The sequence below is a fragment of the Pseudomonas sp. UBA3153 genome (assembly GCF_002364635.1).
GTDB classification, from domain to species: Bacteria; Pseudomonadota; Gammaproteobacteria; order Pseudomonadales; family Pseudomonadaceae; genus Pseudomonas_O; species Pseudomonas_O kuykendallii.
The window spans coordinates 41,966-63,898 of the sequence record NZ_DEYR01000034.1 but is presented as its reverse complement, the minus strand read 5'-3'; the positions used below and the strand labels follow the sequence as shown (position 1 = coordinate 63,898).

Sequence of the window (21,933 nt, the reverse complement as noted above, 5' to 3'; positions counted from 1 at the left end):
CGTGGCGCGCGCCATCGACGCCTGCGTGACGCCGATCGTCAGCGCCGTCGGTCACGAGACCGACGTGTCGATCGCCGACTTCGTCGCCGACGTGCGCGCGCCGACGCCTTCAGCCGCCGCCGAACTGCTCGCCCCGCACAGCGCCGACCTGCGCCTGCGCCTCGACGGCCTGCGTCGCCGCCTGCTGCTGCGCATGCAGGATCGCCTGCACCGCGATGCCCAGCGCCTGGAGCACCTGGCGCGCCGCCTGCGTCATCCGGGCGAACGCCTGCTGCAGCAATCGCAGCGCATCGACGATCTGGAACAACGCCTGAGCCGGGCCCTGGAACGGCGTCTGGCGATCTCCCACGAACGCCTGGCGCGCCTGGAGACACGGCTCGCCGCGCAGCATCCGGGACGCGCGCTGACCTTGCTGCGCCAGCGTCTGGAACACCTGCAGTCGCGTCTGCCGCGGGCGATGAACGACGCCCTCCGGCAACGGCGCCAGAACCTTCATGCGCTGGCGCAGACACTCAACGTGGTCAGCCCGCTGGCCACCCTCGGCCGCGGTTATTCGATACTCCTCGACGATCGCGGCAAGGCGATCCGCGCCGCCGCGCAGACCCACCCCGGCCAACGCCTGAAGGCGCGCCTGGGCGATGGCGAGCTGGAAGTCCGGGTGGAAGACAACCACCTGGAACAGGTGACCCTGCCGCTGCTCTGAGTTACTCGACCTTCTCCGCGCGGCTCCGGCCGCGCCTCCACCAGGAATCCCCGATGCCCCGCGTACTGCTGATGCTGTTCGCCCTGATCCTCGCACTGCCCGTACAGGCCGAGGGCTTCGTCAGTCGCCTGTTGAACAAGCCGGTGCCCGGCGGCTTGGCGGTGGTGCCGCTGGGCGAGCAGGCGCAGGCGCCACGGGCCAGCTACCTGGGCAAGCCGGTGCTGGTGGTGAAGGAAGACAACCGCTGGATCGCCATCGTCGGCATCCCGCTGACCGCCAAGCCCGGCGCACAGTCGCTCAGGCTCGAAGGCTCGGGGCGCACGCTGGCGTTCCAGGTCGGCGCCAAGCACTACAAGGAACAGCGCATCACCCTGAAGAACACCCGCCAGGTCAATCCGCTGGCCGAGGACCTGATCCGCATCGACCGCGAGCTGGCCGAACAGAACCGCGCCTACGACAACTTCGCCGCGCGCCAGCCGAGCAACCTGCTGTTCGACAAGCCGGTGGACGGGCCGCTGTCGTCGCCCTTCGGCCTGCGCCGGTTCTTCAATGGCGAGGAGCGCAACGCCCACTCCGGGCTGGACTTCGCGGTGCCCGCCGGCACGCCGATCAAGGCGCCAGCGGCCGGCAAGGTGACCCTGGTCGGCAACCTGTTCTTCAACGGCAACACGGTGTTCGTCGACCATGGCCAGGGCCTGATCAGCATGTTCTGCCACCTGTCGAAGATCGACGTGAAGGTCGGCGACGAAGTCCCGCGCGGCGGCGTGGTCGGCCGCGTCGGCTCCACGGGGCGCGCTACCGGCCCGCACATGCACTGGAACGTCAGCCTCAACGGCGTGCGCGTCGACCCGGCGATCTTCATCGGCGCGTTCAAACCCTGAGCGCCCAGGCCATCGAACCGCCCTGGCGGTCTAGAGCGACGCGTAGGCTTAGCGCGACACCTGCAGGCGAAACACGCGGACTACCGCGACGGCGATCGCCGTATCCGTGCGCGTCAGGACGCCTTGCGCAGGGAGATGTAGGCGAAGTTTTCCATGGCCGCGGCGAGGCGCGCGCCGGTCTCCTCCAGTTGCGCCACCAGGGCTTGGTCAGGCGCATGGAACAGCCAGCTGGTCTCTCCCGCCTGGGCCGCCAGGCCGTCGCGGCGAACGCGCTCGCAGGCCTGCTGGAAGGCGCGCATGTCCGGCAGGTAGGCGGCGAAGCCGTCGCCCTTGAGTGCCATGGTGCGGATGCCCAGTAATGAGCAGATCGCCACCTTGTCGGCGATTTCATCGCGATCGGCCTGGCGCGAGCGCTCGATCAGCTCGGCCAGTTGCAGGTCAACCAGATGGCCGCCGTGAATCAGCACCGGCCCCTCCTCCCAGGCCTCACTCGGGCACTCCTTGAGCGCGGTGCGCAGAGGAATGTGCGGGTTGATTTCCATCGGGTAGATCCGGCACACCAGCGGCCGCCGGTCATAAATGGCGCAGCGCATGTCGGCGCCCAGGTTCCGGCACGCGCCGACGTTGTAGGCCGCGAAGGTAACTGACACGTGGGCATCCACGGAACCGCAGCGAACGGCCAGAGAACGCCGCTGTGCGTGCTCGCGCTGGGCCGCCGGCAAGCGGCGGTCGCCATCGAGAAAGCCCTCGACCAGCACGATCAGCACACCGCCGTCCTCGGCCCACTGGCGGGCTTCGTCGAGGGTCAACGGAACGTGGTGGTCCTGGCAGCACTTGCCGCAGCCGGCACAGGAGAATCGGGTCGTCATTACGCACACCTGTGATCGGGCGACTGAAAACCGTCGCATTGGAGACGAGAACCCTTTCAGCACTATATGTGCCAGGTGCCCATCAGGCATGGGTCAGCGGGGCAACGCGCTACGCCTCACTCGCCCCGGCCCTTCGCCGGCGCCGCCCCATCGACCTTTTCCAGCCGGTAGATGTCGCCGATCAGGCAGGCCTTGGGGCATGCCGTTGTCGATGGCGACGATCTTGTCCAGCCGGGTCAGCGAGCCGCCGGTGGTGCTGTAGCCGATGCGGTTGCCGGACTCGAGGTTGTAGCAGGGATTGGAGAAGATAATCAGGAAGTTGCGCCCGACGCCGCTGTCCAGCGTGATGTGGTGGGTGTCGAGGTACTGCCAGCCGCTGATGTGAAGCCGAGGATCGATCCACCGCCTCGCCCTGGCGCAAGCCCAGCAGTGCGAGGCGCTGTTCGAGGGGCAGCGGCTCGTCGCGGTAGGGCCGCTGGGCGCAGGCGGCGAGCAGGCACAGCAGACCGGCGAGGCAAAGAATATTCAGGCGGTTCATGCAGCGCTCTGGATGAGTGACTTCGTTAATGGGCGACAACAGCCGCGCGTACGACGAAGATAGCGGATAACGCCCGCACGATGCGCGCATGCACCAGTCGAACAACAACATCCTCCCAGGGAGCTTTGCATGATCACCGTCCACCACCTGAACAACTCGCGCTCGCAGCGCATCCTCTGGCTGCTCGAGGAAACCGGCACCGAGTACGAGATCAAACGCTACCAGCGCGACCCGCAGACGATGCTGGCGCCGCCCGAACTGCGCGCGATACATCCGCTGGGCAAGTCGCCGGTGATCACCGATGGCGAGCTGACCCTGGCCGAGTCCGGGGCCATCGTCGAATACCTCGCCTGCCGCTATGGCGACTGGCTGCTGCCGGCCGCGGGCTCGCCCGAGCGCCTGCGCTGCACCTACTGGCTGCACTTCGCGGAAGGCTCGGCGATGCCGCCGCTGCTGCTCAAGCTGGTGTTCGACAAGATGGAGACGGCGCCGATGCCGTTCTTCGCCAAGCCCATCGCGCGCGGCATCGCCGGCAAGGTGAAGGGCGCCTTCATCGAGCCGCAACTGCGGCGCAACCTGGATTACCTGGAAAGCGAACTGGGCAAGAGCGAATGGTTCGCCGGCGACGCCTTCAGCGCCGCCGACATTCAGATGAGTTTCCCGCTGGAAGCGGCCGCCTCGCGCGGCGGGCTGGATGCCAGCCGGCCCCGGCTCAAGGCCTTCCTCGAACGCATCCACGCACGCCCCGCCTACCGGCGCGCCCTGGAGCGTGGCGGCGAGTACGCCTACGCCGAGTGATCGCCCCGGCGCGTCGCGGCGCTGCTGCGACGCGCTATGCCTTCGCAATAATTCTGCATTTCAAGCGCAAGGCTTGGCTAAAAATATAGAAAAAATTCTTCTGGCGCGCTTTTCTATCGTTTTTTTCAACTTCCTTGCCATAAGCATCCACGCTGATTAGTGTGGCCCCATGCCGAACGATCAAACCCTCCTGCTGCTTCGCCAACTCGCCTGCCTGAGCCTGGTCAGTCCGCGACTGCGTCGCTTCCTCTGATCGACGCCCGCAACCTCTCCGGCCGGTTGGCCAACCCACGATTTCAGGAACGCCCCATGAGCATGCTCAAAGATCCGTCGCACAAGTACCGCCCCTTCACGCGCATCGATATCCCCGACCGTACCTGGCCGGACAAGATCATCGACAAGGCGCCGATCTGGCTGTCCACCGACCTGCGCGACGGCAACCAGTCGCTGATCGAGCCGATGGACGCCGAGAAGAAGATGCGCTTCTTCAAGTGCCTGGTCGCCGTGGGCCTGAAGGAAATCGAAGTGGGCTTCCCGTCCGCCTCGCAGACCGATTTCGACTTCGTCCGCGAGCTGATCGAAGGCGGCCACATCCCGGACGACGTGACCATCCAGGTGCTGACCCAGGCGCGTGACGACCTCATCGAGCGCACCTTCGAGTCCCTAAAGGGCGCCAAGAAGGCCATCGTCCACTACTACAACGCCTGCGCGCCTAGCTTCCGCAAGATCGTCTTCAACCAGGACAAGGCCGGCGTCAAAGCCATCGCCGTGGCCGCCGGCACCACCATCAAGCGCCTGGCCGCCGCCGCGCCGGACACCCAGTGGGGCTTCGAGTACTCGCCGGAAGTGTTCAGCAGCACCGAGATCGACTTCGCGGTCGAGGTGTGCAACGCGGTGATCGAGGTGTTCCAGCCGACCCCGGCGAACCCGTTGATCCTCAACCTGCCGGCCACCATCGAGTGCGCCACGCCGAACAACTACGCCGACCAGATCGAATGGTTCGGCCGTCACGTCGACCGCCGCGACAGCGTGCTGATCAGCGTGCACACCCACAATGATCGTGGCACCGGCGTCGCCGCTTCGGAGCTGGCGGTGATGGCCGGCGCCGATCGCGTAGAAGGCTGCCTGTTCGGCAACGGCGAGCGCACCGGCAACGTCTGCCTGGTGACCCTGGCGCTGAACCTCTACACCCAGGGCGTCGACCCGCGGCTGGACTTCTCCGACATCGACGCGGTGCGCAAGGTGGTCGAGGACTGCAACCAGTTGCCGGTGCACCCGCGCCACCCCTACGTTGGCGACCTGGTGCACACCGCGTTCTCTGGTTCGCACCAGGATGCCATCCGCAAGGGCTTCGCCCAGCAGAAGGAAGGCACCCTCTGGGAAGTGCCGTACCTGCCGATCGATCCGGCCGACATCGGCCGCGATTACGAGGCGGTGATCCGGGTGAACAGCCAGTCCGGCAAGGGCGGCATCACCTTCCTCCTCGAGCAGGAGTACGGCATCAGCCTGCCGCGCCGCATGCAGATCGAGTTCAGCCAGGTGGTGCAGGGCGAGACCGACCGCCTCGGCCTGGAGATGACCGCCAAGCAGATCCACCAGTTGCTTGAGCGCGAATACCTGCAGACCAGCGCGCCTTACGCACTCAAGAGCCATCGCCTGCAGGAAGAGAACGGCACCAGCGCGGTCGACCTCGACGTGCTGGTCGACGGCGAAGCCCGGCACCTGCACGGCATCGGCAAGGGTCCGCTGGAAGCCCTGGTGTCCGCCCTACCGGTCAAGGTGGAAATCATGGACTACCACGAGCACGCCATCGGCGCCGGCGCCAACGCCAAGGCCGCGTCCTACATCGAGATCCGTCTCGATGGCGAACGCCCGCTGCACGGCATCGGCATCGACGAGAACATCACCACGGCGAGCTTCCGCGCGCTGTTCAGCGCCCTCAACCGCGCGGTGAAACAGGCCGGGCAGAAGCACCGCGCCGCCTGATCCGGCGCGCTGTAACGCAAAAGGGATGCTTCGGCATCCCTTTTTCGTTGCCGTCGCTGCCGAGATGCTGCAGCCCTCTCTCGGACGATCAGGCAACGACCGAGCAGCTCTGAGCAACCGATTGGCGCGGCATCTGCCGTAGGCTTTGCCTTTGACCATCCGCAAGAGGAACCCGACATGATCAAGACCTTCGGCTATGCCGCCCAGAACCCCAGCGCCACCCTTGCGCCGTACTCGTTCCAGCGCCGCGAAGTCGGTGCCGACGACGTGCAGATCGACATCCTCTACTGCGGCGTCTGCCACTCCGACCTGCACACCGCGCGCAACGAATGGAAGAACACCCTCTACCCGTCCGTGCCCGGCCACGAGATCGTCGGCAAGGTGGTCGCCGTCGGCGCCAACGTGAAGAACTTCAAGGTCGGCGATACCGCCGGCGTCGGCTGCATGGTGGACAGTTGCCAGTCCTGCCCGTCCTGTGGCGAAGGCTTGGAGCAGTACTGCGAGAACGGTTTCACTGGCACCTACAACGGTCCAGTATTCGGCGGCGAGAACACCTTCGGCGGCTACTCGGACAACATCGTGGTCAACCAGAAGTTCGTTCTGCGCATCAGCCACAGCGACAACCTGGCCGCGGTGGCGCCGCTGCTCTGCGCCGGCATCACCACCTACTCGCCGCTGCGCCAGTGGAACGTCAAGCACGGCGACAAGGTTGGCGTGGTCGGCCTCGGCGGCCTTGGCCACATGGCCGTGAAGATCGCCGCGGCGATGGGCGCGCACGTGGTGCTGTTCACCACCTCGCCGAACAAGCGTGAAGACGCCTTGCGCCTGGGCGCCGCCGAAGTGGTGGTGTCGAAGAACGCGGACGAGATGGCGGCCCATGCCAATAGCTTCGACTTCATCCTCAACACCGTGGCCGCGCCGCACAACCTCGACGCCTTCCTTGGCCTGCTCAAGCGCGACGCGACCATGACCCTGGTCGGTGCCCCGGAAACGCCGCATCCGTCGCCGGAGGTGTTCAGCCTGATCTTCAAGCGTCGTCGCCTGGCCGGCTCGCTGATCGGCGGCATCGCCGAGACCCAGGAGATGCTCGACTTCTGCGCCGAGCACGGCATCGTCTCGGACATCGAGATGATCGCGATGCAGGACATCAACGAAGCCTACGAGCGCATGCTCAAGAGCGATGTGAAGTACCGTTTCGTGATCGACATGGCGACGCTGAAGGAAGCCGGAAAGGCCGCCTGAGTTCCAACTGCGGTGCGCACGGCGCACCCTACGATCCAGCAAACGGCGCCAGCGGGGCGCCGTTTTTGTAGGGTGCGCCGCGCGCACCGTCTCGCACCTATTCGAGGTGAAAGGCGTCGGCATCCCGATAGGCCGGGAAACGCTCGCGATAGGCATGCAGCTCGGCCGCCGACAGGGCGATGCGGAACACGCCGTCGGCATCGTGGGCATCCAGCAGGCAATCGCCCTGGAAGTCCAGCACCTGGCTGTCGCCGCTGTAGGCGTGCCCCTTGCCGTCTTCGCCGATGCGGTTCACCGCCGCCACGTAGCAGAGGTTCTCGATCGCCCGCGCCGGCAGCAGACGGTTCCAGTGCTGCCGGCGCGCCGCAGGCCAGTTGGCGACGTACAGCAGCAGGTCGGTATCGTGCGGGTCGCGGCTCCACACCGGGAAGCGCAGGTCGTAGCAGACCAGCGGGCGCACCCGCCAGCCCTTGAGTTCGAACAGCACCTGGCGCTCGCCCGGGGTGTAGTGCTGGTGCTCGCCCGCCATGCGGAACAGATGGCGTTTGTCGTAGTGCAGCAGTTCGCCGTCCGGCGTTGCCCAGAGCAGCCGGTTGCGGTGAAACCCGGAGGCATCGCGCACGATCAGGCTGCCGGTCACGACCGCATCCAGGCGCTGCGCCTGTTCGCGCAGCCAGACGCTGGTGGCGCCGTCCTCGGGCTCGGCCAGGTGCTCGGAATGCATCGAGAAGCCGGTGCTGAACATCTCCGGCAGGACGATCAGGTCGGCGCCGCGCGCCTGCTCCAGCCGCGCCTCGAAATGCGCGCGGTTGGCCTCCGGGTCGTGCCAGGCCAGGGTGGTCTGGATCAGGGCCAGTTCGAGGTGTTCCTGCTTGCTCATGCGATGCTCCTTTTGCGTAGGACGCGGATGCTTCTGGCGCATCGATCCAGGATTGGAGTGAATGCACGGTGCGCATGGCGCACCCTACGAACGGCTCAGATCGCGCTGAGCCGCCGCGCGGCCTCGCGCAGGGTTTCCTCGCGCTTGGCGAAGCAGAAGCGCACCAGGCGCAGGTCGCTGGGGGCGGACTGGTAGAACACCGAGATCGGGATGGCCGCGACGCCGTGTTCGCGGGTCAGCCATTCGGCCATCTGCACATCGTCGAGGTCCGGGCGGATCGCCGAATAGTCGACCAGCTGGAAATAGGTGCCGGCCGCCGGCGTGAAGACGAAACGCGAGTCGGCCAGCAGGTCGCAGAACAGGTCGCGCTTGGCCTGGTAGAAGGCCGGCAACTCGCTGACGTGCTCCGGGTGTTCGGCCATGAAATCCGCCAGGGCGTACTGCAACGGGGTCACGCCGCAGAAACTGACGTACTGGTGGACCTTGCGCAGCTCGGCGCTGAGCGCCGGCGGCGCCACCACGTAGCCGGTCTTCCAGCCGGTGACGTGGTAGGTCTTGCCGAAGGAGCTGACCACGAAGGCGCGCGCGTACAGTTCGTCGTGGGACAGCACGCTGGCGTGGGCGACGCCGTCGAATACCAGGTGCTCATAGACCTCGTCGCTGAGCAGGTAGAGGTCACGGCCGCGGATCAGCTCGGCGAGGCGGTCGAGGTCGGCCCGGCCGATCAGCGAACCACTGGGATTGTGCGGCGTGTTCAGCACGATCAGCCGGGTACGCGCGTTCAGCGCGCGCTCCAGCGCCGCCCAGTCGAGGGTGAATTCGGGCGCCTGCAGTTGCAGGTGCACGCAACGGCCACCGGCCAGCTCCACGGAAGGCTCGTAGCTGTCGTAGCAGGGGTCGAAGACGATGACCTCATCGCCCGGGCGCACCAGGGCCTGGATCGCGCAGAAGATCGCCTGGGTCGCGCCGGGGGTGATGGTCACCTCGCTGTCGGCGTCGACCGTGCGGCCGTAAAGGGTGCCGATCTTCGCCGCGACCTGCTCACGCAACGCCGGCAACCCGGTCATCGGCGCGTACTGGTTGTGGCCGCTGGCGATATGCCGGCCGACCGCCTCGCGCAGCGCCTCGGGGCCGTCGTAGTCGGGAAAGCCCTGGGACAGGTTGATCGCCCCGGTCTGCGCGGCGAGCTGCGACATGCGGGTAAAGATGGTTGTGCCGACGTGGGGCAGTTTGCTGACGATCATGGTGGCTATCTGGACGGGGCCGGGATGGGTCGCGGGGACCGGGCAGGCAAGAATAGCCGATGCCGGCGGGCGGATTCGAGGCCGTCATCGATAAGCGCCGGCGAAGGCGTAGACTCTTTGCCAATCGCCCGCGCTGTCCTATCCTGCGCGCCCCACGCCGGCGGAGAGCCCAGCATGACCCGCATGATTCCCACGCCATCGCCCTGGAACGAGATTCGCGCGGAGGCCGAACACGCCAGCACCCGCGAGCCGGCCCTGTCCGCCATCCTGCAGCACGCGCTACTCGCCCACGAAAGCTTCGGCACGGCGCTGGCGCACCGCGTCGCCCAGGGCCTGGCATCGGGAACCCAGCAGGAAGCCGCGCTGGCGGAACGTTTCGCCCTGCTCCACCGCGAGGAGCCGGCGCTCGCCGAAGCCGCCTGGCAGGACCTGCAGGCCACCGTCAGCCGCGACCCGGCGTTCGAGTCGATGCTCGAGGTGTTCCTCTTCTCCAAGGGATTTCTCGCCTTGCAGGCGTACCGCCTCGCGCACCGGCTGCACCTCGACGGCAACCGCCTGCTGTCGATGTTCATCCAGTCGCGCAGCAACGAACGCCTGGCCATCGACATCAACCCGGCCAGCCGCATCGGCCGGGGGATCATGTTCGATCACGGCAGCGGCATCGTCATCGGCGAAACCGCGGTGGTCGGGGACAACGTCTCGATCCTGCAGGGCGTGACCCTCGGCGGCACCGGCAAGGAATGCGGCGATCGACACCCCAAGGTGCGCTGCGGCGTGATGATCGGCGCCGGGGCGAAGATCCTCGGCAACATCGAGATAGGCGAAGGCGCCAAGGTCGGCGCCGGCAGCGTGGTGCTGGCCAACGTGGCGGCGCACACCACCGTGGTCGGCAACCCGGCGCGCCGGGTAGGCACGCCGCGCCACGAGCAGCCGGCGCTGGACATGGACCAGTCGTTCGATCAGGACAGCTGAGGCGCCAGGACGGCGCCTCGTTCGGGCAGGAGCGGCAGGCGTCCGCCTGCAGAAGCATCAGCGCTTCTTGTCGCGACGCTTCTTCTCGGCCTTCTTGTGGTGGCTCATCAGGCGGCGCTTCTTGTTCACTTGGCGATCGGTGAGGGTGTTCTTGTTGCCCTCGTAGGGGTTGTCGCCGCCCTTGTACTCGATGCGGATCGGCGTGCCGACCAGTTTCAGCACGCGGCGGAAGGTGTTTTCCAGGTAGCGCGTGTAGGACTTCGGCACCGCGTCCACCTGGTTGCCGTGGATAACGATCAGCGGCGGGTTGGCACCGCCGAGGTGGGCGTAGCGCAGCTTGATACGGCGCCCGCTGACCATCGGCGGCTGGTGCTCCTGCACCGCGTCCTCGAGGATCTGCGTCAGTCGGTTGGTCGGCCAGCGGGTGATCGCCGAGGTGAACGAGGCCTGCACCGACTTGTACAGGTTGCCGACGCCGGTGCCGTGCAGCGCGGAGATGAAGTGGATGTCAGCATAGTCGACGAAGAACAGCCGGCGCTCCAACTCGGTCTTCACGTAGTCGCGCTCGCCCGGCTCCATGCCGTCCCACTTGTTCAACGCGATCACCAGCGCCCGACCGGACTCGATGGCGAAGCCGAGCAGGTTGAGGTCGTGGTCGACCACGCCTTCGCGGGCATCCATGACGAAGATCACCACGTTGGCGTCCTTGATCGCCTGCAGCGTCTTCACTACCGAGAACTTCTCGACTTCCTCGTGGATCTTGCCGCGCTTGCGCACGCCGGCGGTGTCGATCAGCGTGTACTTCTCGTCGTTGCGCTCGAAGGGGATGTAGATGCTGTCGCGGGTGGTGCCGGGCTGGTCATAGACCACCACACGGTCTTCGCCGAGCATGCGGTTGACCAGCGTCGACTTGCCCACGTTGGGCCGGCCGATGATGGCGATCTTGATGCCGTCCTTCTCGCTCGGGCCGGGAATACGCTTGGCTTCCTCGCCTTCGGCGACGTCCTCGTCGAGGGCGTTCTCTTCCTCGTTGCGGGCGAAGTCGCCCAGCGCCACTTCGAGCATCTGGGTGATGCCGCGACCGTGCGCGCCGGCAATCGGCAACGCCTCGCCGAGGCCCATCGGGGCGAACTCGGCCCGGGCGATGTCCGGGTCGATGTTGTCGACCTTGTTCACCACCAGGTAGCTGCGCTTGTTGCGCTTGCGCAGGTGCTCGCCAATCATCTGGTCGCCGGCGGTCAGCCCGGCACGGGCGTCGACCAGGAATAGCACGACATCGGCTTCCTCGATGGCCAGCAGCGACTGCTCGGCCATCTTCTCGTCGATGCCCTCTTCGTCGCCGGAAATGCCGCCGGTGTCGACCAGGATGTAGCTGCGCCCTTCCCACTTGGCTTCGCCGTACTGACGATCGCGGGTCAGGCCCGACAGGTCACCGACGATCGCGTCGCGGGTGCGGGTCAGGCGGTTGAACAGGGTCGACTTGCCCACGTTGGGGCGGCCCACCAGGGCGATTACCGGAACCATTGGCTCCTCCAGCGTTGAATCTACGAAAACACGTCGGCCGCTGCGGGGGCAGCGGCCGACGAAAAGTTAAGCACAGCGACCGGCAAATGCCGGCCCGCCGCAGGTCAGCGGATTTTCATCGCGACCAGTTTGCCGCTGTTGCCGAAGGCATACAGCGTGTCGCCGACGACCAGCGGGCGGACGCGCAAGCCGTCGCTGTCAATGCGCTCGCGAGCGACGAAGCGCCCATCGACCTGGCTGAGCAGGTGCAGGTAGCCCTCGATGTCGCCGACCGCGACATAGCTGGAGAACACCGCCGGCGCCGACAGCTCGCGACGGGCCAGGGAGTCGTTGCTCCACAGCGCCGAGGTCGAGCGCTCGTCGATGCCTTCGACGGTGCCGCTGGCCTGGCTCACGTAGACGCTGCCGAAACCTTCGGCGACGCCGACGTAGCTGGACGCATCGCGCTGCCAGAGCACCCGGCCGGTCTGCAGGTCGAGACCGGCCAGGCGACCCTGGTAGGTGACGACGTACAGCGTGTTGCCCGAGAGCAGCAGGCCGCCGTCGATGTCGACCACGCGATCCAGCTCGGAACGGCCCTGCGGCACGGCTACGCGCTGTTCCCAGACCGGCAGGCCGCGCTGGGTGTCGACGGCGATGACCTTGCCGGTGGACAGCCCGGCGATGGCCAGGTTGTTGGTCACGACCGGCGCGCCGGTGCCACGCAGGGTCAGCACGGCCGGAGAGTTTTCGTAGATCCAGCGCTGCGTACCGGTGCTGGCCTCGAGGCCGATCAGGCGGTCGTCCTGGGTCTGAACCACGACGATGTCACCATTGGTGGCGGGCGCCGAAAGCACCTCGCTGGTGACTCGCGCACGCCACTTCTCTTCGCCACTGGCGGCGTCGAGGGCGATCACTTCACCTTTCAGGGTGCCGAGCAGGACCATTCCCGAGCCGACGCCGACGCCGCCGGATACCGGCGCTTCGAGGTCCTTCTTCCAGAGCACCTTGCCGGTTTCGCGGTCCAGCGCCATGACATCGCCGTCCGCGCCGGCAGCGAAGATGCTGTCGCCGTCAACGGCCGGAGTCAGCAGGTTGTAGAGGTCGCCCTGACCGTCGCCGACGGAGCGGCTCCACTGTTCGTCGAGCTTCACCTCCGCGTCGAACTTGACCAGTTCGGCGGGCGGCAATTCCTTCTTGCTGTTGCTGCTGCAACCCACGGCCAGCACGGCCAGGGTCAGCACTGCGGCATATTTCCAGTGCTTCACGTCACGCATCCCCTTTCGCCAGGTCGTCGAGTTTCATTTGCAGGGTACCCACGGCAGCCTCATCGGAGAGCGCCGCTTTGGCCTTCTCGTAAGCGCCGTGCGCGTCGTCGGTACGGCCCAGCTTCGCCAGCAGATCACCCTTGATTTCTTCGCGGCTGGCGACGAACGCCTTGTCGGCGTCGCCATCGAGCAGCTTGAGTGCCTCTTCGGCCTTGTCCTGGGCCGCGAGCACGCGCGCCAGACGCTGACGCGCCAGCTCGCCGAGCACCGCGTCGGCTGGCTTGTCGACGATCGGCTGCAGCTCGGCGACGGCGTCGTCCAGCTTGCCCGACTCGACCGCCACCTTGGCTACGAAGAAGCTGCCGTACTGCGCGTAATGCGTGCCGGGGAAATCCTTCTTCAGCACACCGGCCAAGTCCGCGACGCGCGCCGCATCCGGCTGGCCGGTGCTCATCAGCACGCTCTCCAGCAGTTGCTGATACACGACCGAAGCGCCCTGCTCCTTGTTGGTTTCGTGCTTCTTCCAGGCCTGCCAGCCAAACACCAGCACCAGCGCTAGCAGGATGCCGGTCAACAGCGGCTTGCCGTTGCGCTGCCACCAGTCGCGCATAAGCGCCAGGTTTTCGTCTTCGGTACGCGAGGTCACGCCATTACTCCTTGATCACGCCTGTTAGAGGCAGCTTGCCAGGTGCTCGGCGAGAGCATCCCAGGCGATGGTCCGTTGTTCACCGTTGCCCTGCCCCTTGAGCGAATCGCGCAGCGGTTTGACGCCGACCACCTGCTGCGCCAGCTCATCCTCACCGAGGATCAGGGCATACAGCGCGGCACTCTTGTCGGCTTTCTTCAGTTGACTCTTGAAACTTCCGGCACCGGCGTTGACCTGCAGGCGCAGGTCCGGCAACTGGTCACGCAGACGCTCGGACAGCGCCAGCGCGGCCACCTCGGCCGCCTCGCCGAAGGCACACAGATAGACGTCGACCTGGCGCGCCAGGGATTCAGGCACCTTGCCGAGGGTTTCCAGCAGCAGCACCAGGCGCTCGATGCCCATGGCGAAACCCACGCCCGGCGTCGGCTTGCCGCCCATCTGCTCGACCAGCCCATCATAGCGGCCGCCGGCACACACCGTGCCCTGGGAACCGAGCTGGTCGGTGACCCACTCGAACACCGTCTTGCTGTAGTAGTCGAGGCCACGCACCAGCTTGGGATTGATCACGTAGGGAATGCCGGCGGCATCCAGACGGGTCTTCAGGCCGTCGAAGTGCGTCTGCGACTCGTCGTCCAGGTAATCCGCCAGTTTCGGCGCGTCGACCAGCAGCGCCTGGGTATTGGCGTCCTTGCTGTCGAGAATCCGCAGCGGGTTGCTCGCCAAACGACGGCGGCTGTCCTCGTCGAGCTGGCCTTCACGCGCGGACAGGTAGTCGACCAGCGCCTCGCGGTAACGCACGCGCGCCTCGGGCGTGCCCAGGCTGTTGAGTTCGAGGGTCACCGCGTCGCGGATGCCGAGCAGTTTCCACAGGCGCCAGGTCAGCACGATCAACTCGGCGTCGACGTCAGGCCCTTCGAGGTTGAACACTTCCAGGCCGATCTGGTGGAACTGCCGGTAGCGACCCTTCTGCGGGCGCTCGTGGCGGAACATCGGGCCGGCGTACCAGAGCTTCTGCGGCTGTCCGCCGCTGGTCAGGCCATGCTCCAGCACGGCGCGCACGCAGGCGGCGGTGCCTTCGGGACGCAGCGTCAGCGAATCGCCGTTGCGGTCCTCGAAGGTGTACATCTCCTTCTCGACGATGTCGGTGACTTCGCCGATGGAGCGCTTGAACAATTCGGTGAACTCGACGATGGGCATGCGAATCTGCCGATAGCCGTAGCCGTCGAGCAGGCGGGCCACGCTGTCCTCGAAATAGCGCCAGAGCGGGGTCTGCTCGGGGAGGATGTCATTCATGCCACGAATGGCCTGGAGCGTCTTACTCACAAAGAATCCTTAAAAAAGTCAGCCGCGGGCGATCAGTGCCGCGTCGGCTTCGGCCTTTTCGGCCGCTTTCTGGCGGATCAGCCGTTCCAGCTCATCCACCAGATTTTCGTTGGTCAGTTTCTGCGCCGGCTTGCCGTCGATGTAGATCAGGTTGTTCGGCGTGCCGCCGGTGAGGCCGATATGCGCCTCCTTGGCCTCGCCGGGCCCGTTGACCACGCAACCGATCACGGCCACGTCCATCGGCACGAGCAGGTCTTCCACACGAGTTTCCAGCTCGTTCATGGTCTTCACCACATCGAAGTTCTGCCGCGAGCAACTCGGGCAGGCGATGAAGTTGATGCCACGCGAACGCAGGCGCAGGGACTTGAGGATATCGAAGCCGACCTTGATCTCCTCGACCGGGTCGGCGGCCAGCGAGATGCGGATGGTATCGCCAATCCCGTCGGCAAGCAGCATGCCCAGGCCGACGGCGGATTTCACCGTACCCGAACGCAGGCCGCCGGCCTCGGTGATGCCCAGGTGCAAGGGCTGCTCGATCTGTTTGGCGAGCAGGCGATAGGCCTCGACCGCCATGAAAACGTCGGAGGCCTTAACGCTGACCTTGAAGTCCGGGAAGTTCAGCCGATCCAGGTGCTCGACATGGCGCAACGCCGACTCGACCAGCGCTTGCGGGGTCGGCTCGCCGTACTTCTTCTGCAGGTCCTTTTCCAGCGAACCGGCGTTGACCCCGATGCGGATCGGGATGCCCTTGTCGCGCGCCGCCTCGACCACCGCGCGCACGCGGTCTTCACGGCCGATGTTGCCGGGGTTGATGCGCAGGCAGTCCACACCCAGTTCGGCGACGCGCAGGGCGATCTGGTAATCGAAGTGGATATCCGCCACCAGCGGCAGGTTGACCTGCTGCTTGATCCTGCCGAAGGCTTCGGCGGCGTCCATGTCCGGCACCGAAACACGCACGATGTCGGCGCCGGCCTGCTCGAGACGGCTGATCTGCGCGACCGTGGCCGCGACATCGCAAGTGTCGGTATTGGTCATGCTCTGCACGGAGATCGGCGCATCGCCGCCCACCGGCACGGAGCCGACCCAAATCTTGCGGGACAGCCGGCGTTTGATCGGGGATTCGCTGTGCATGGAGTCTTATTGTCCCAACTTCAGGCGGGCGGTTTCACCGCGGGTAAAGGACGTCATGTCCACGGGCTGGCCGTTGTAGCTGACCTGAGCGCCGTGGGCGTAACCGAGACGAAGCTCGAGCGGTGCCTTGCCGGTCACCTGCAGGCTGTCACCCTTGCGCTTGAGCATGCTGACCAGCACCTTGCCGGAGGCATCGGTGACCTGGGTCCAGCAGTCCGCCACGAACTGGATCGCGACCACACCCTCACCCGCCGCCGGAGCGACAGGCACCTCGGAGGCTGCGGCTTGCGCCGGAGCCTGGGGCGCGGTCGGAGTGGCTGGCAGCGGCAGCGGAGCAGAGGCAGGCGCACTGGCCGACGTAGCGGGTTGGCCAACGCCGGCCGCAGCATTCGGCGCCGTAGCCGCCGCTTCGTCGTTGCCACTGGCGACCTCAGGCGAAACCGGCAGGCTCAGCTCGTCGGGCTCGCGCGCCTCGACGACGGCCTGGTCCTCGGGCTCGTCCAGCGGATGGATCTGGGTGGTGCCGTCGGCACTCTCGACTTCCACGTGTTCGATCGGCGTACCGGCCTGCTCGCGCGCGACCTGGTCGCTCTGCCCCTGCCACCAGAAAAATCCGGCCAGGCCGAGGGCCACCAGCAAGGCGAAGCTGACGAAGCGCAGGATGTTCTGCGACAGCCGCATCGGCTCTTCGATGCGTCCGAGCGCATGCACGCTGCTGCCGCTGGCGTCGGTACCCGTGTAATGATCGAACGCGCTGACCATCTGCGCCTGGTCCATGCCCAGCAGCTTGGCGTAGGCGCGGATGTAGCCGCGGGCAAAGGTGTGCCCGGGCAGCTTGTCGAACGAACCGGCTTCGATCTGGCCCAGCGAGGTGGGCGTCAGGTTCAACTGGCTGGCCGCCTCTTCCAGCGTCCAGCCCTTTTCCTCGCGCGCCGCACGCAATGTCTCGCCCGGGTTGGTACGAGTCGCCGCGACAGCTTCGGTTTGCGACGTTTTCATCACTGCTCCGATAGATATTGCTTGTATTCCGGCGAGCCGGGATACAGCCGTTTCAGTTGCAGGCCATAGCTGGCCGCGGTGTCCCGATCCTCGAAGACCCGCGCCAGGCGAATGCCGAGCAGCAGGGTACGGGCGTTCTGCGGGGCCAGGCTACTAAAACGCTGGTAGTAGGCACGTGCGGGAACGTATTCCTTGTCCTCGTAGGACATCTGCGCCAGCTCGAACAGCGCCCTCGGCTGCTGGTTGTTCAGCCGCAGGGCACGTTCGAAATGCTGCTTGGCGAGGTCACGCTGGTTCATCGCCAGAGCGGTCATGCCGAGGTTCTCGAACACCCGCGAGCGCTCGGAATACAAGGTATCGGTGGAGGCCTGCTCGAAACGCTGGTAGGCCTGCTTGTAATCCTTCTGCTCGAAAAGGAAGCCGCCGTAGTTGTTGAGGATGCGCGGGTCGTTACCGCGCTCGGCCAACGCCTTGCGGTAATGCTCGTCGGCAAGCTTGGGCTCCATCTGCGCCTGGAACACGAGCGCCAGCGCCGTATGCGCATCGGCGTTGCTCGGATCGATCTCCAGCGCGCTTTTCAATGGCGACTTGGCGCGCTCGGTGTCGCCCTGCTGCAGATAGCCGATACCCAGCTGGATGTAGGCATCACGGGCCTGATCCCGGCCCTTGGAGGTTTTCATCGGATCGACATGGCCGGTGGACACGCACCCTGTCAACCAGCCGATAACGCATATGAGCAGCGCAACGCGCAGTGTCATGGTGTCTCCCTTCAAGTCCGATTCGCGGCGCTGCGCGGCCTCTCTGTCTCGGCACTCAGCTCGCGCACGGCGATGTAGCGTTCGCTGCGGCGGGTCCGATCGAGCACCTGGCCCACCAACTGGCCGCAGGCCGCGTCGATGTCCTCGCCGCGCGTGGTGCGCACGGTAACATTGTGGCCGGCCTTGTGGAGAAGATCCTGAAACCGCCGTATCGCATTGTTGCTCGGCCGCTCGTAGCCGGAATGGGGAAACGGGTTAAAGGGAATCAGGTTGACCTTGCACGGCACGTCGGCGAGCAGAGCGATCATCTCGGCGGCGTGCTCAGGCTGATCGTTGACGTCCTTGAGCAGCGTGTACTCGATGGTCAGGAAGCGCTTCTCGCCGAGCCCGCCGATGTAGCGTTTGCAGGCGTCCAGTACCACCGCCAGCGGGTACTTGCGGTTGATCGGCACCAGCTTGTTGCGCAACGCGTCGTTGGGCGCGTGCAGCGACAGCGCCAGCGACACGTCGATCACCTGGCCGAGCTTGTCGATCATCGGCGCCACGCCGGAGGTGGACAGCGTCACCTTGCGCTTGGAGATGCCGTAACCGAGGTCGTCCATCATGATGGTCATGGCGGCGACCACGTTGTCGAAGTTCAGCAACGGCTCGCCCATGCCCATCATCACCACGTTGGTGATGGCGCGATCGATCTTCGCCGGCACGGTGCCGAACGACTTGTTGGCGATCCAGACCTGGCCGATGACTTCGGCCGCGGTCAGATCGCTGTTGAATCCTTGTTTGCCGGTGGAGCAGAAACTGCAGTCCAGCGCGCAGCCGGCCTGCGACGACACGCACAGGGTGCCGCGCCCGCCCTGCGGGATGTACACGGTCTCGACGCAGCTGCCGGATGCCACGCGCACCACCCATTTGCGGGTGCCGTCGGTGGAGATGTCCTGGCTGACGATTTCCGGACCGCGAACCTCGGCGCAACCCTTGAGCTTGTCGCGCAGGGCCTTGCCAAGGTTGCTCATGGCGTCGAAATCATCGACGCCAAAGTGGTGAATCCATTTCATCACCTGGCCGGCACGAAAACGCTTTTCCCCGATCCGTTCGAAGAACTGCTCCATTTCCGGCTGGGTCAGACCCAGCAGGTTGGTCTTGCCGGTGGCTTCGGTCATGGTTTCACCCTCGCGCCCTTCGCCTCAGCGAATGCGAGCGCAGACCTCGGTGGAGGCGAAGAAGTAAGCGATTTCGCGAGCGGCCGAGGCTTCGGAGTCGGAACCGTGAACGGCGTTCTCGTCGATCGACACGGCGAAATCGGCGCGGATAGTGCCGGCGTCGGCTTTCTTCGGATCGGTGGCGCCCATCAGCTCGCGGTTTTTCAGGATGGCGCCTTCGCCTTCCAGAACCTGCAGAACCACCGGACCGGAGGTCATGAAGGCAACCAGGTCCTTGAAGAAGCCGCGCTCGCTGTGCTCGGCGTAGAAACCGCCCGCTTCACGCTCGGAAAGCTGGACCATCTTCGAGGCAACGACGCGCAGGCCGGCCTTCTCGAAGCGGGTGACGATTTCGCCGATTACGTTCTTGGCGACGGCATCGGGTTTGATGATGGAAAAAGTACGTTCGACAGCCATGAAAAACTCCATGAAACAAGGATTAAGCAAAAATTAAACCCGCGAATTATACGCGGGTTCCGGTTAAATGCGTAGAAGCTGCTGTGTGCGCACGTCGGAGCCGAAGGCGGCGCTCCACAGCGCTGCCGGCGCTCACTCGGCCTCTTCGATCCAGGCCGCCTGGATCGCCTCGAGAACCTTCTCGCCGCCCCGCTGCGCGTCGTCGTCGAACTCCGGCAGCGCCACTACCCAACTGCGCAGATTGACGAAATTGACGAAGCGCGGATCGACGTCCGCCCTGCTCTCGGCCAACTGGATGGCGATTTCCTGAACATCGACCCATTTGAGACCCATGGCGCCCTCAGTGTCTTTCCGAAACCTGGTTAATGGTGTAGCGCGGGATCTCGACCGTCAGGTCCTTCTCGCCGACCACGGCCTGGCACGAGAGACGCGATTCCGGCTCCAGCCCCCAGGCCTTGTCGAGCATGTCGTCCTCCAGCTCGTCGGAGGCCTCCAGCGAAGCGAAACCTTCCCGGACGACCACGTGGCAGGTGGTGCAGGCGCAGGACATCTCGCAGGCGTGCTCGATCTCGATACCGTTACGCATCGCCGCGGCAATGATGGTTTCGCCAGGCTGAGCCTCGATCACCGCGCCCTCGGGGCATTGTTCGGCGTGCGGCAGAAAAACGATTTGCGGCATCTTATTCCTCGATTTCGTTCAGTCGACGCCCAGCCAGCGCCGCCTTGACCGTGGAGTCGAGGCGACGAGCGGCGAAGGCGTCGGTAATGTTGCTCAGGCGCTTGGTCTGCTGCTCGATGGCCAGGCCGTCGGTGCCGTCGAGCAGACGGCGCAACTCGTCCATCTGCGCCTCGATGGCCAGGCGCTCCTCGTCATCGAGCAGGCGCTCCCCGTCGGCATCGAGTGCGCCCTGCACGGCTTCCAGCAAGCGCTGCGCATCCACCTGGTGTTCGCGCAGCGCACGGGCAGCCTTGTCGTCGCCGGCGTTGCGGAAGGAATCCTGCAGCATCCGCGCGATCTCGCCATCGGTGAGACCGTAGGACGGCTTGACCTGGATGCTCGACTCGACCCCACTGGACAGCTCGCGCGCCGAGACGCCGAGCAGCCCGTCCGCGTCCACCTGGAAGGTCACGCGAATCTTCGCCGCGCCGGCGACCATCGGCGGAATCCCGCGCAGCTCGAAGCGCGCCAGGGAGCGGCAATCCTTGATCAGCTCGCGCTCGCCCTGCAGCACGTGGACCATCATCGCCGACTGGCCGTCCTTGTAGGTGGTGAAGTCCTGCGCACGCGCCACCGGAATCGTCGTGTTGCGCGGGATGACCTTCTCCATCAGGCCGCCCATGGTTTCCAGGCCTAGCGACAGCGGAATCACGTCGAGCAGCAACAGCTCCTCACCGTCGCGCTTGTTGCCCGCCAGGGTGTCGGCCTGAATCGCCGCACCGATGGCGACCACCTGGTCCGGGTCGATATCGGTCAGCGGTTCGCGACCGAACAGTTCGCCGACCACTTCACGCACGCGCGGTACGCGGGTCGAACCGCCGACCATCACCACCGCCCCGACCTCCTCGCGCTCGATGCCGGCGTCGCGCAGCGCGCGGCGGCAGGCCTTGAGGCTGCGCGCCAGCAGCGGCTCGATCAATTGCTCGAACTGCGCACGCGTCAGCGTGCCCTTCCAGTCGCCCTGGACTACCTCGACCGACTGCGCCGAGCTCAGCGCCTCCTTGGCGGCGCAGGCGTTCTGCAGCAGGCTGCGCTGGGTTGACGGATCGAGATCGGCGGAAAGCCCGGCGTTTTCGATGATCCAGCTGGCGATGGCGTGATCGAAATCGTCGCCGCCCAGGGCGCTGTCACCGCCGGTGGCAAGAACCTCGAAGACCCCGCGCGACAGGCGCAGGATGGAAATGTCGAAGGTGCCGCCGCCCAGGTCGTAGATCGCCACCAGGCCCTCGGCCTGCTGGTCCAGCCCGTAGGCGACCGCAGCGGCGGTGGGCTCGTTGAGCAGGCGCAGCACGTTGAGGCCGGCGAGCCGCGCGGCATCCTTGGTGGCCTGGCGCTGGGCGTCGTCGAAGTAGGCCGGCACCGTGATCACCGCGCCGACCAACTCGCCACCGAGGGTCTGCTCGGCACGCTTGCGCAGCACGCCGAGGATGTCGGCGGACACTTCCACAGGGCTCTTCGGCCCCTGCACGGTGTCAATGAAGGGCATGTGCGACTCGCCCTCGACGAAGCGGTAGGGCAACTGGTCGCCTAGTTGCTTGACGTCGGCGATGCCGCGCCCCATCAGCCGCTTGATCGAAAGAATGCTGTTCAGCGGATCGCTGGAAGCGGCATTGCGTGCGGCCTCGCCCACTTCCACGCGATCGGCGTGATAGCGCACGGCGGACGGCAGGATGACGCGGCCCTGCTCATCGGGGAGCGGTTCGGAGAGGCCGCTGCGCACGGCGGCGACCAGGGAATTGGTGGTACCCAGGTCAATGCCCACCGCCAGGCGACGCTGGTGCGGCTGAGGGGTTTGCCCGGGTTCAGCGATCTGCAGTAAAGCCATGGTTGCCTGCGTTTCGGACGCATCGCGCCGGCG

The 21,933-nt window shown here is 65.9% G+C and carries 22 protein-coding genes; 6 read left to right on the top strand and 16 right to left on the bottom strand.

The annotated features are described in order from the left end of the window. Both B2X67_RS08270 and B2X67_RS08265 read left to right on the top strand, forming a co-directional pair. Positions 1-703, top strand: a 703-nt coding sequence (locus B2X67_RS08270; RefSeq protein WP_286785203.1) for an exodeoxyribonuclease VII large subunit, incomplete at its 5' end; no start/stop codon positions are given. 53 nt (positions 704-756) lie between these two features. Then, positions 757-1,584: a M23 family metallopeptidase gene (locus B2X67_RS08265; protein WP_286785202.1), complete on the top strand. Its 828-nt coding sequence runs from the start codon at positions 757-759 to the stop codon at positions 1,582-1,584. A gap of 113 nt (positions 1,585-1,697) precedes the next feature. Here the strand turns inward: B2X67_RS08265 and B2X67_RS08260 are convergent, their stop codons facing one another. Then, a complete protein-coding gene (locus B2X67_RS08260) occupies positions 1,698-2,453 on the bottom strand; it encodes a YkgJ family cysteine cluster protein (RefSeq protein ID WP_286785201.1) in 756 nt (251 codons plus the stop codon). A gap of 93 nt (positions 2,454-2,546) precedes the next feature. Beyond that, on the bottom strand, positions 2,547-2,795 hold the full coding sequence (locus B2X67_RS20840; protein ID WP_414704004.1) for a hypothetical protein: 249 nt from the start codon (positions 2,793-2,795) through the stop codon (positions 2,547-2,549). A 325-nt stretch (positions 2,796-3,120) separates the two neighbouring features. On the opposite strand from B2X67_RS20840, the gene B2X67_RS08255 reads away from it, so the two are divergent. From B2X67_RS08255 to B2X67_RS08245, 3 genes are all read left to right on the top strand, one after another. Then, positions 3,121-3,789 carry a glutathione S-transferase gene (locus B2X67_RS08255; RefSeq protein WP_286785200.1) on the top strand — a complete coding sequence of 223 codons (669 nt, stop codon included), beginning with the start codon at positions 3,121-3,123 and terminating at the stop codon, positions 3,787-3,789. Positions 3,790-4,098: 309 nt separating this feature from the next. Then, positions 4,099-5,775 carry a 2-isopropylmalate synthase gene (gene leuA, locus B2X67_RS08250; protein WP_286785199.1) on the top strand — a complete coding sequence of 559 codons (1,677 nt, stop codon included), beginning with the start codon at positions 4,099-4,101 and terminating at the stop codon, positions 5,773-5,775. 177 nt (positions 5,776-5,952) lie between these two features. After that, complete coding sequence (locus tag B2X67_RS08245; RefSeq protein WP_282343639.1) at positions 5,953-7,017, top strand: NAD(P)-dependent alcohol dehydrogenase; 1,065 nt, start codon at positions 5,953-5,955, stop codon at positions 7,015-7,017. A gap of 97 nt (positions 7,018-7,114) precedes the next feature. On the opposite strand, the gene B2X67_RS08240 is transcribed toward B2X67_RS08245, so the two are convergent. Next, a complete protein-coding gene (locus B2X67_RS08240) occupies positions 7,115-7,897 on the bottom strand; it encodes an amidohydrolase (protein WP_286785198.1) in 783 nt (260 codons plus the stop codon). 95 nt (positions 7,898-7,992) lie between these two features. After that, positions 7,993-9,141, bottom strand: a complete 1,149-nt coding sequence (locus B2X67_RS08235; RefSeq protein WP_286785197.1) for a pyridoxal phosphate-dependent aminotransferase — start codon at positions 9,139-9,141, stop codon at positions 7,993-7,995. A gap of 183 nt (positions 9,142-9,324) precedes the next feature. On the opposite strand from B2X67_RS08235, the gene cysE reads away from it, so the two are divergent. Beyond that, positions 9,325-10,113: a serine O-acetyltransferase gene (cysE, locus tag B2X67_RS08230; RefSeq protein WP_349677785.1), complete on the top strand. Its 789-nt coding sequence runs from the start codon at positions 9,325-9,327 to the stop codon at positions 10,111-10,113. A 57-nt stretch (positions 10,114-10,170) separates the two neighbouring features. Here the strand turns inward: cysE and der are convergent, their stop codons facing one another. From der to hscA, 12 genes are all read right to left on the bottom strand, one after another. Beyond that, the gene (der, locus tag B2X67_RS08225) at positions 10,171-11,637 is read right to left on the bottom strand and encodes a ribosome biogenesis GTPase Der (protein WP_286785195.1); all 1,467 of its coding nucleotides are present in this window, start codon (positions 11,635-11,637) and stop codon (positions 10,171-10,173) included. Positions 11,638-11,741: 104 nt separating this feature from the next. Beyond that, a complete protein-coding gene (bamB, locus tag B2X67_RS08220; RefSeq protein ID WP_286785194.1) occupies positions 11,742-12,884 on the bottom strand; it encodes an outer membrane protein assembly factor BamB in 1,143 nt (380 codons plus the stop codon). Between the two features lies 1 nt (position 12,885). After that, on the bottom strand, positions 12,886-13,494 hold the full coding sequence (locus tag B2X67_RS08215) for a tetratricopeptide repeat protein (RefSeq protein ID WP_286785207.1): 609 nt from the start codon (positions 13,492-13,494) through the stop codon (positions 12,886-12,888). 60 nt (positions 13,495-13,554) lie between these two features. Further along, a complete protein-coding gene (gene hisS / locus B2X67_RS08210; protein WP_286785193.1) occupies positions 13,555-14,853 on the bottom strand; it encodes a histidine--tRNA ligase in 1,299 nt (432 codons plus the stop codon). Between the two features lie 18 nt (positions 14,854-14,871). Further along, positions 14,872-15,984: a flavodoxin-dependent (E)-4-hydroxy-3-methylbut-2-enyl-diphosphate synthase gene (gene ispG, locus B2X67_RS08205; protein WP_273232174.1), complete on the bottom strand. Its 1,113-nt coding sequence runs from the start codon at positions 15,982-15,984 to the stop codon at positions 14,872-14,874. 6 nt (positions 15,985-15,990) lie between these two features. Continuing rightward, on the bottom strand, positions 15,991-16,983 hold the full coding sequence (locus B2X67_RS08200; RefSeq protein ID WP_286785192.1) for a RodZ domain-containing protein: 993 nt from the start codon (positions 16,981-16,983) through the stop codon (positions 15,991-15,993). Beyond that, positions 16,983-17,741, bottom strand: coding sequence for a type IV pilus biogenesis/stability protein PilW (gene pilW / locus B2X67_RS08195; RefSeq protein WP_282342583.1), 759 nt, complete (start codon positions 17,739-17,741; stop codon positions 16,983-16,985). Before pilW ends, B2X67_RS08200 begins: the two co-directional genes overlap by 1 nt. Positions 17,742-17,752: 11 nt before the next feature. Continuing rightward, on the bottom strand, positions 17,753-18,901 hold the full coding sequence (gene rlmN, locus B2X67_RS08190) for a 23S rRNA (adenine(2503)-C(2))-methyltransferase RlmN (protein WP_282342585.1): 1,149 nt from the start codon (positions 18,899-18,901) through the stop codon (positions 17,753-17,755). 24 nt (positions 18,902-18,925) lie between these two features. Then, the gene (gene ndk, locus B2X67_RS08185) at positions 18,926-19,357 is read right to left on the bottom strand and encodes a nucleoside-diphosphate kinase (RefSeq protein WP_090227117.1); all 432 of its coding nucleotides are present in this window, start codon (positions 19,355-19,357) and stop codon (positions 18,926-18,928) included. Positions 19,358-19,489: 132 nt separating this feature from the next. Then, positions 19,490-19,690, bottom strand: a complete 201-nt coding sequence (gene iscX, locus B2X67_RS08180) for a Fe-S cluster assembly protein IscX (protein ID WP_286785191.1) — start codon at positions 19,688-19,690, stop codon at positions 19,490-19,492. Between the two features lie 7 nt (positions 19,691-19,697). Continuing rightward, complete coding sequence (gene fdx, locus B2X67_RS08175) at positions 19,698-20,036, bottom strand: ISC system 2Fe-2S type ferredoxin (protein ID WP_090227112.1); 339 nt, start codon at positions 20,034-20,036, stop codon at positions 19,698-19,700. Between the two features lies 1 nt (position 20,037). Next, a complete protein-coding gene (gene hscA, locus B2X67_RS08170; RefSeq protein ID WP_286785190.1) occupies positions 20,038-21,900 on the bottom strand; it encodes a Fe-S protein assembly chaperone HscA in 1,863 nt (620 codons plus the stop codon). Positions 21,901-21,933: the final 33 nt, after the last annotated feature.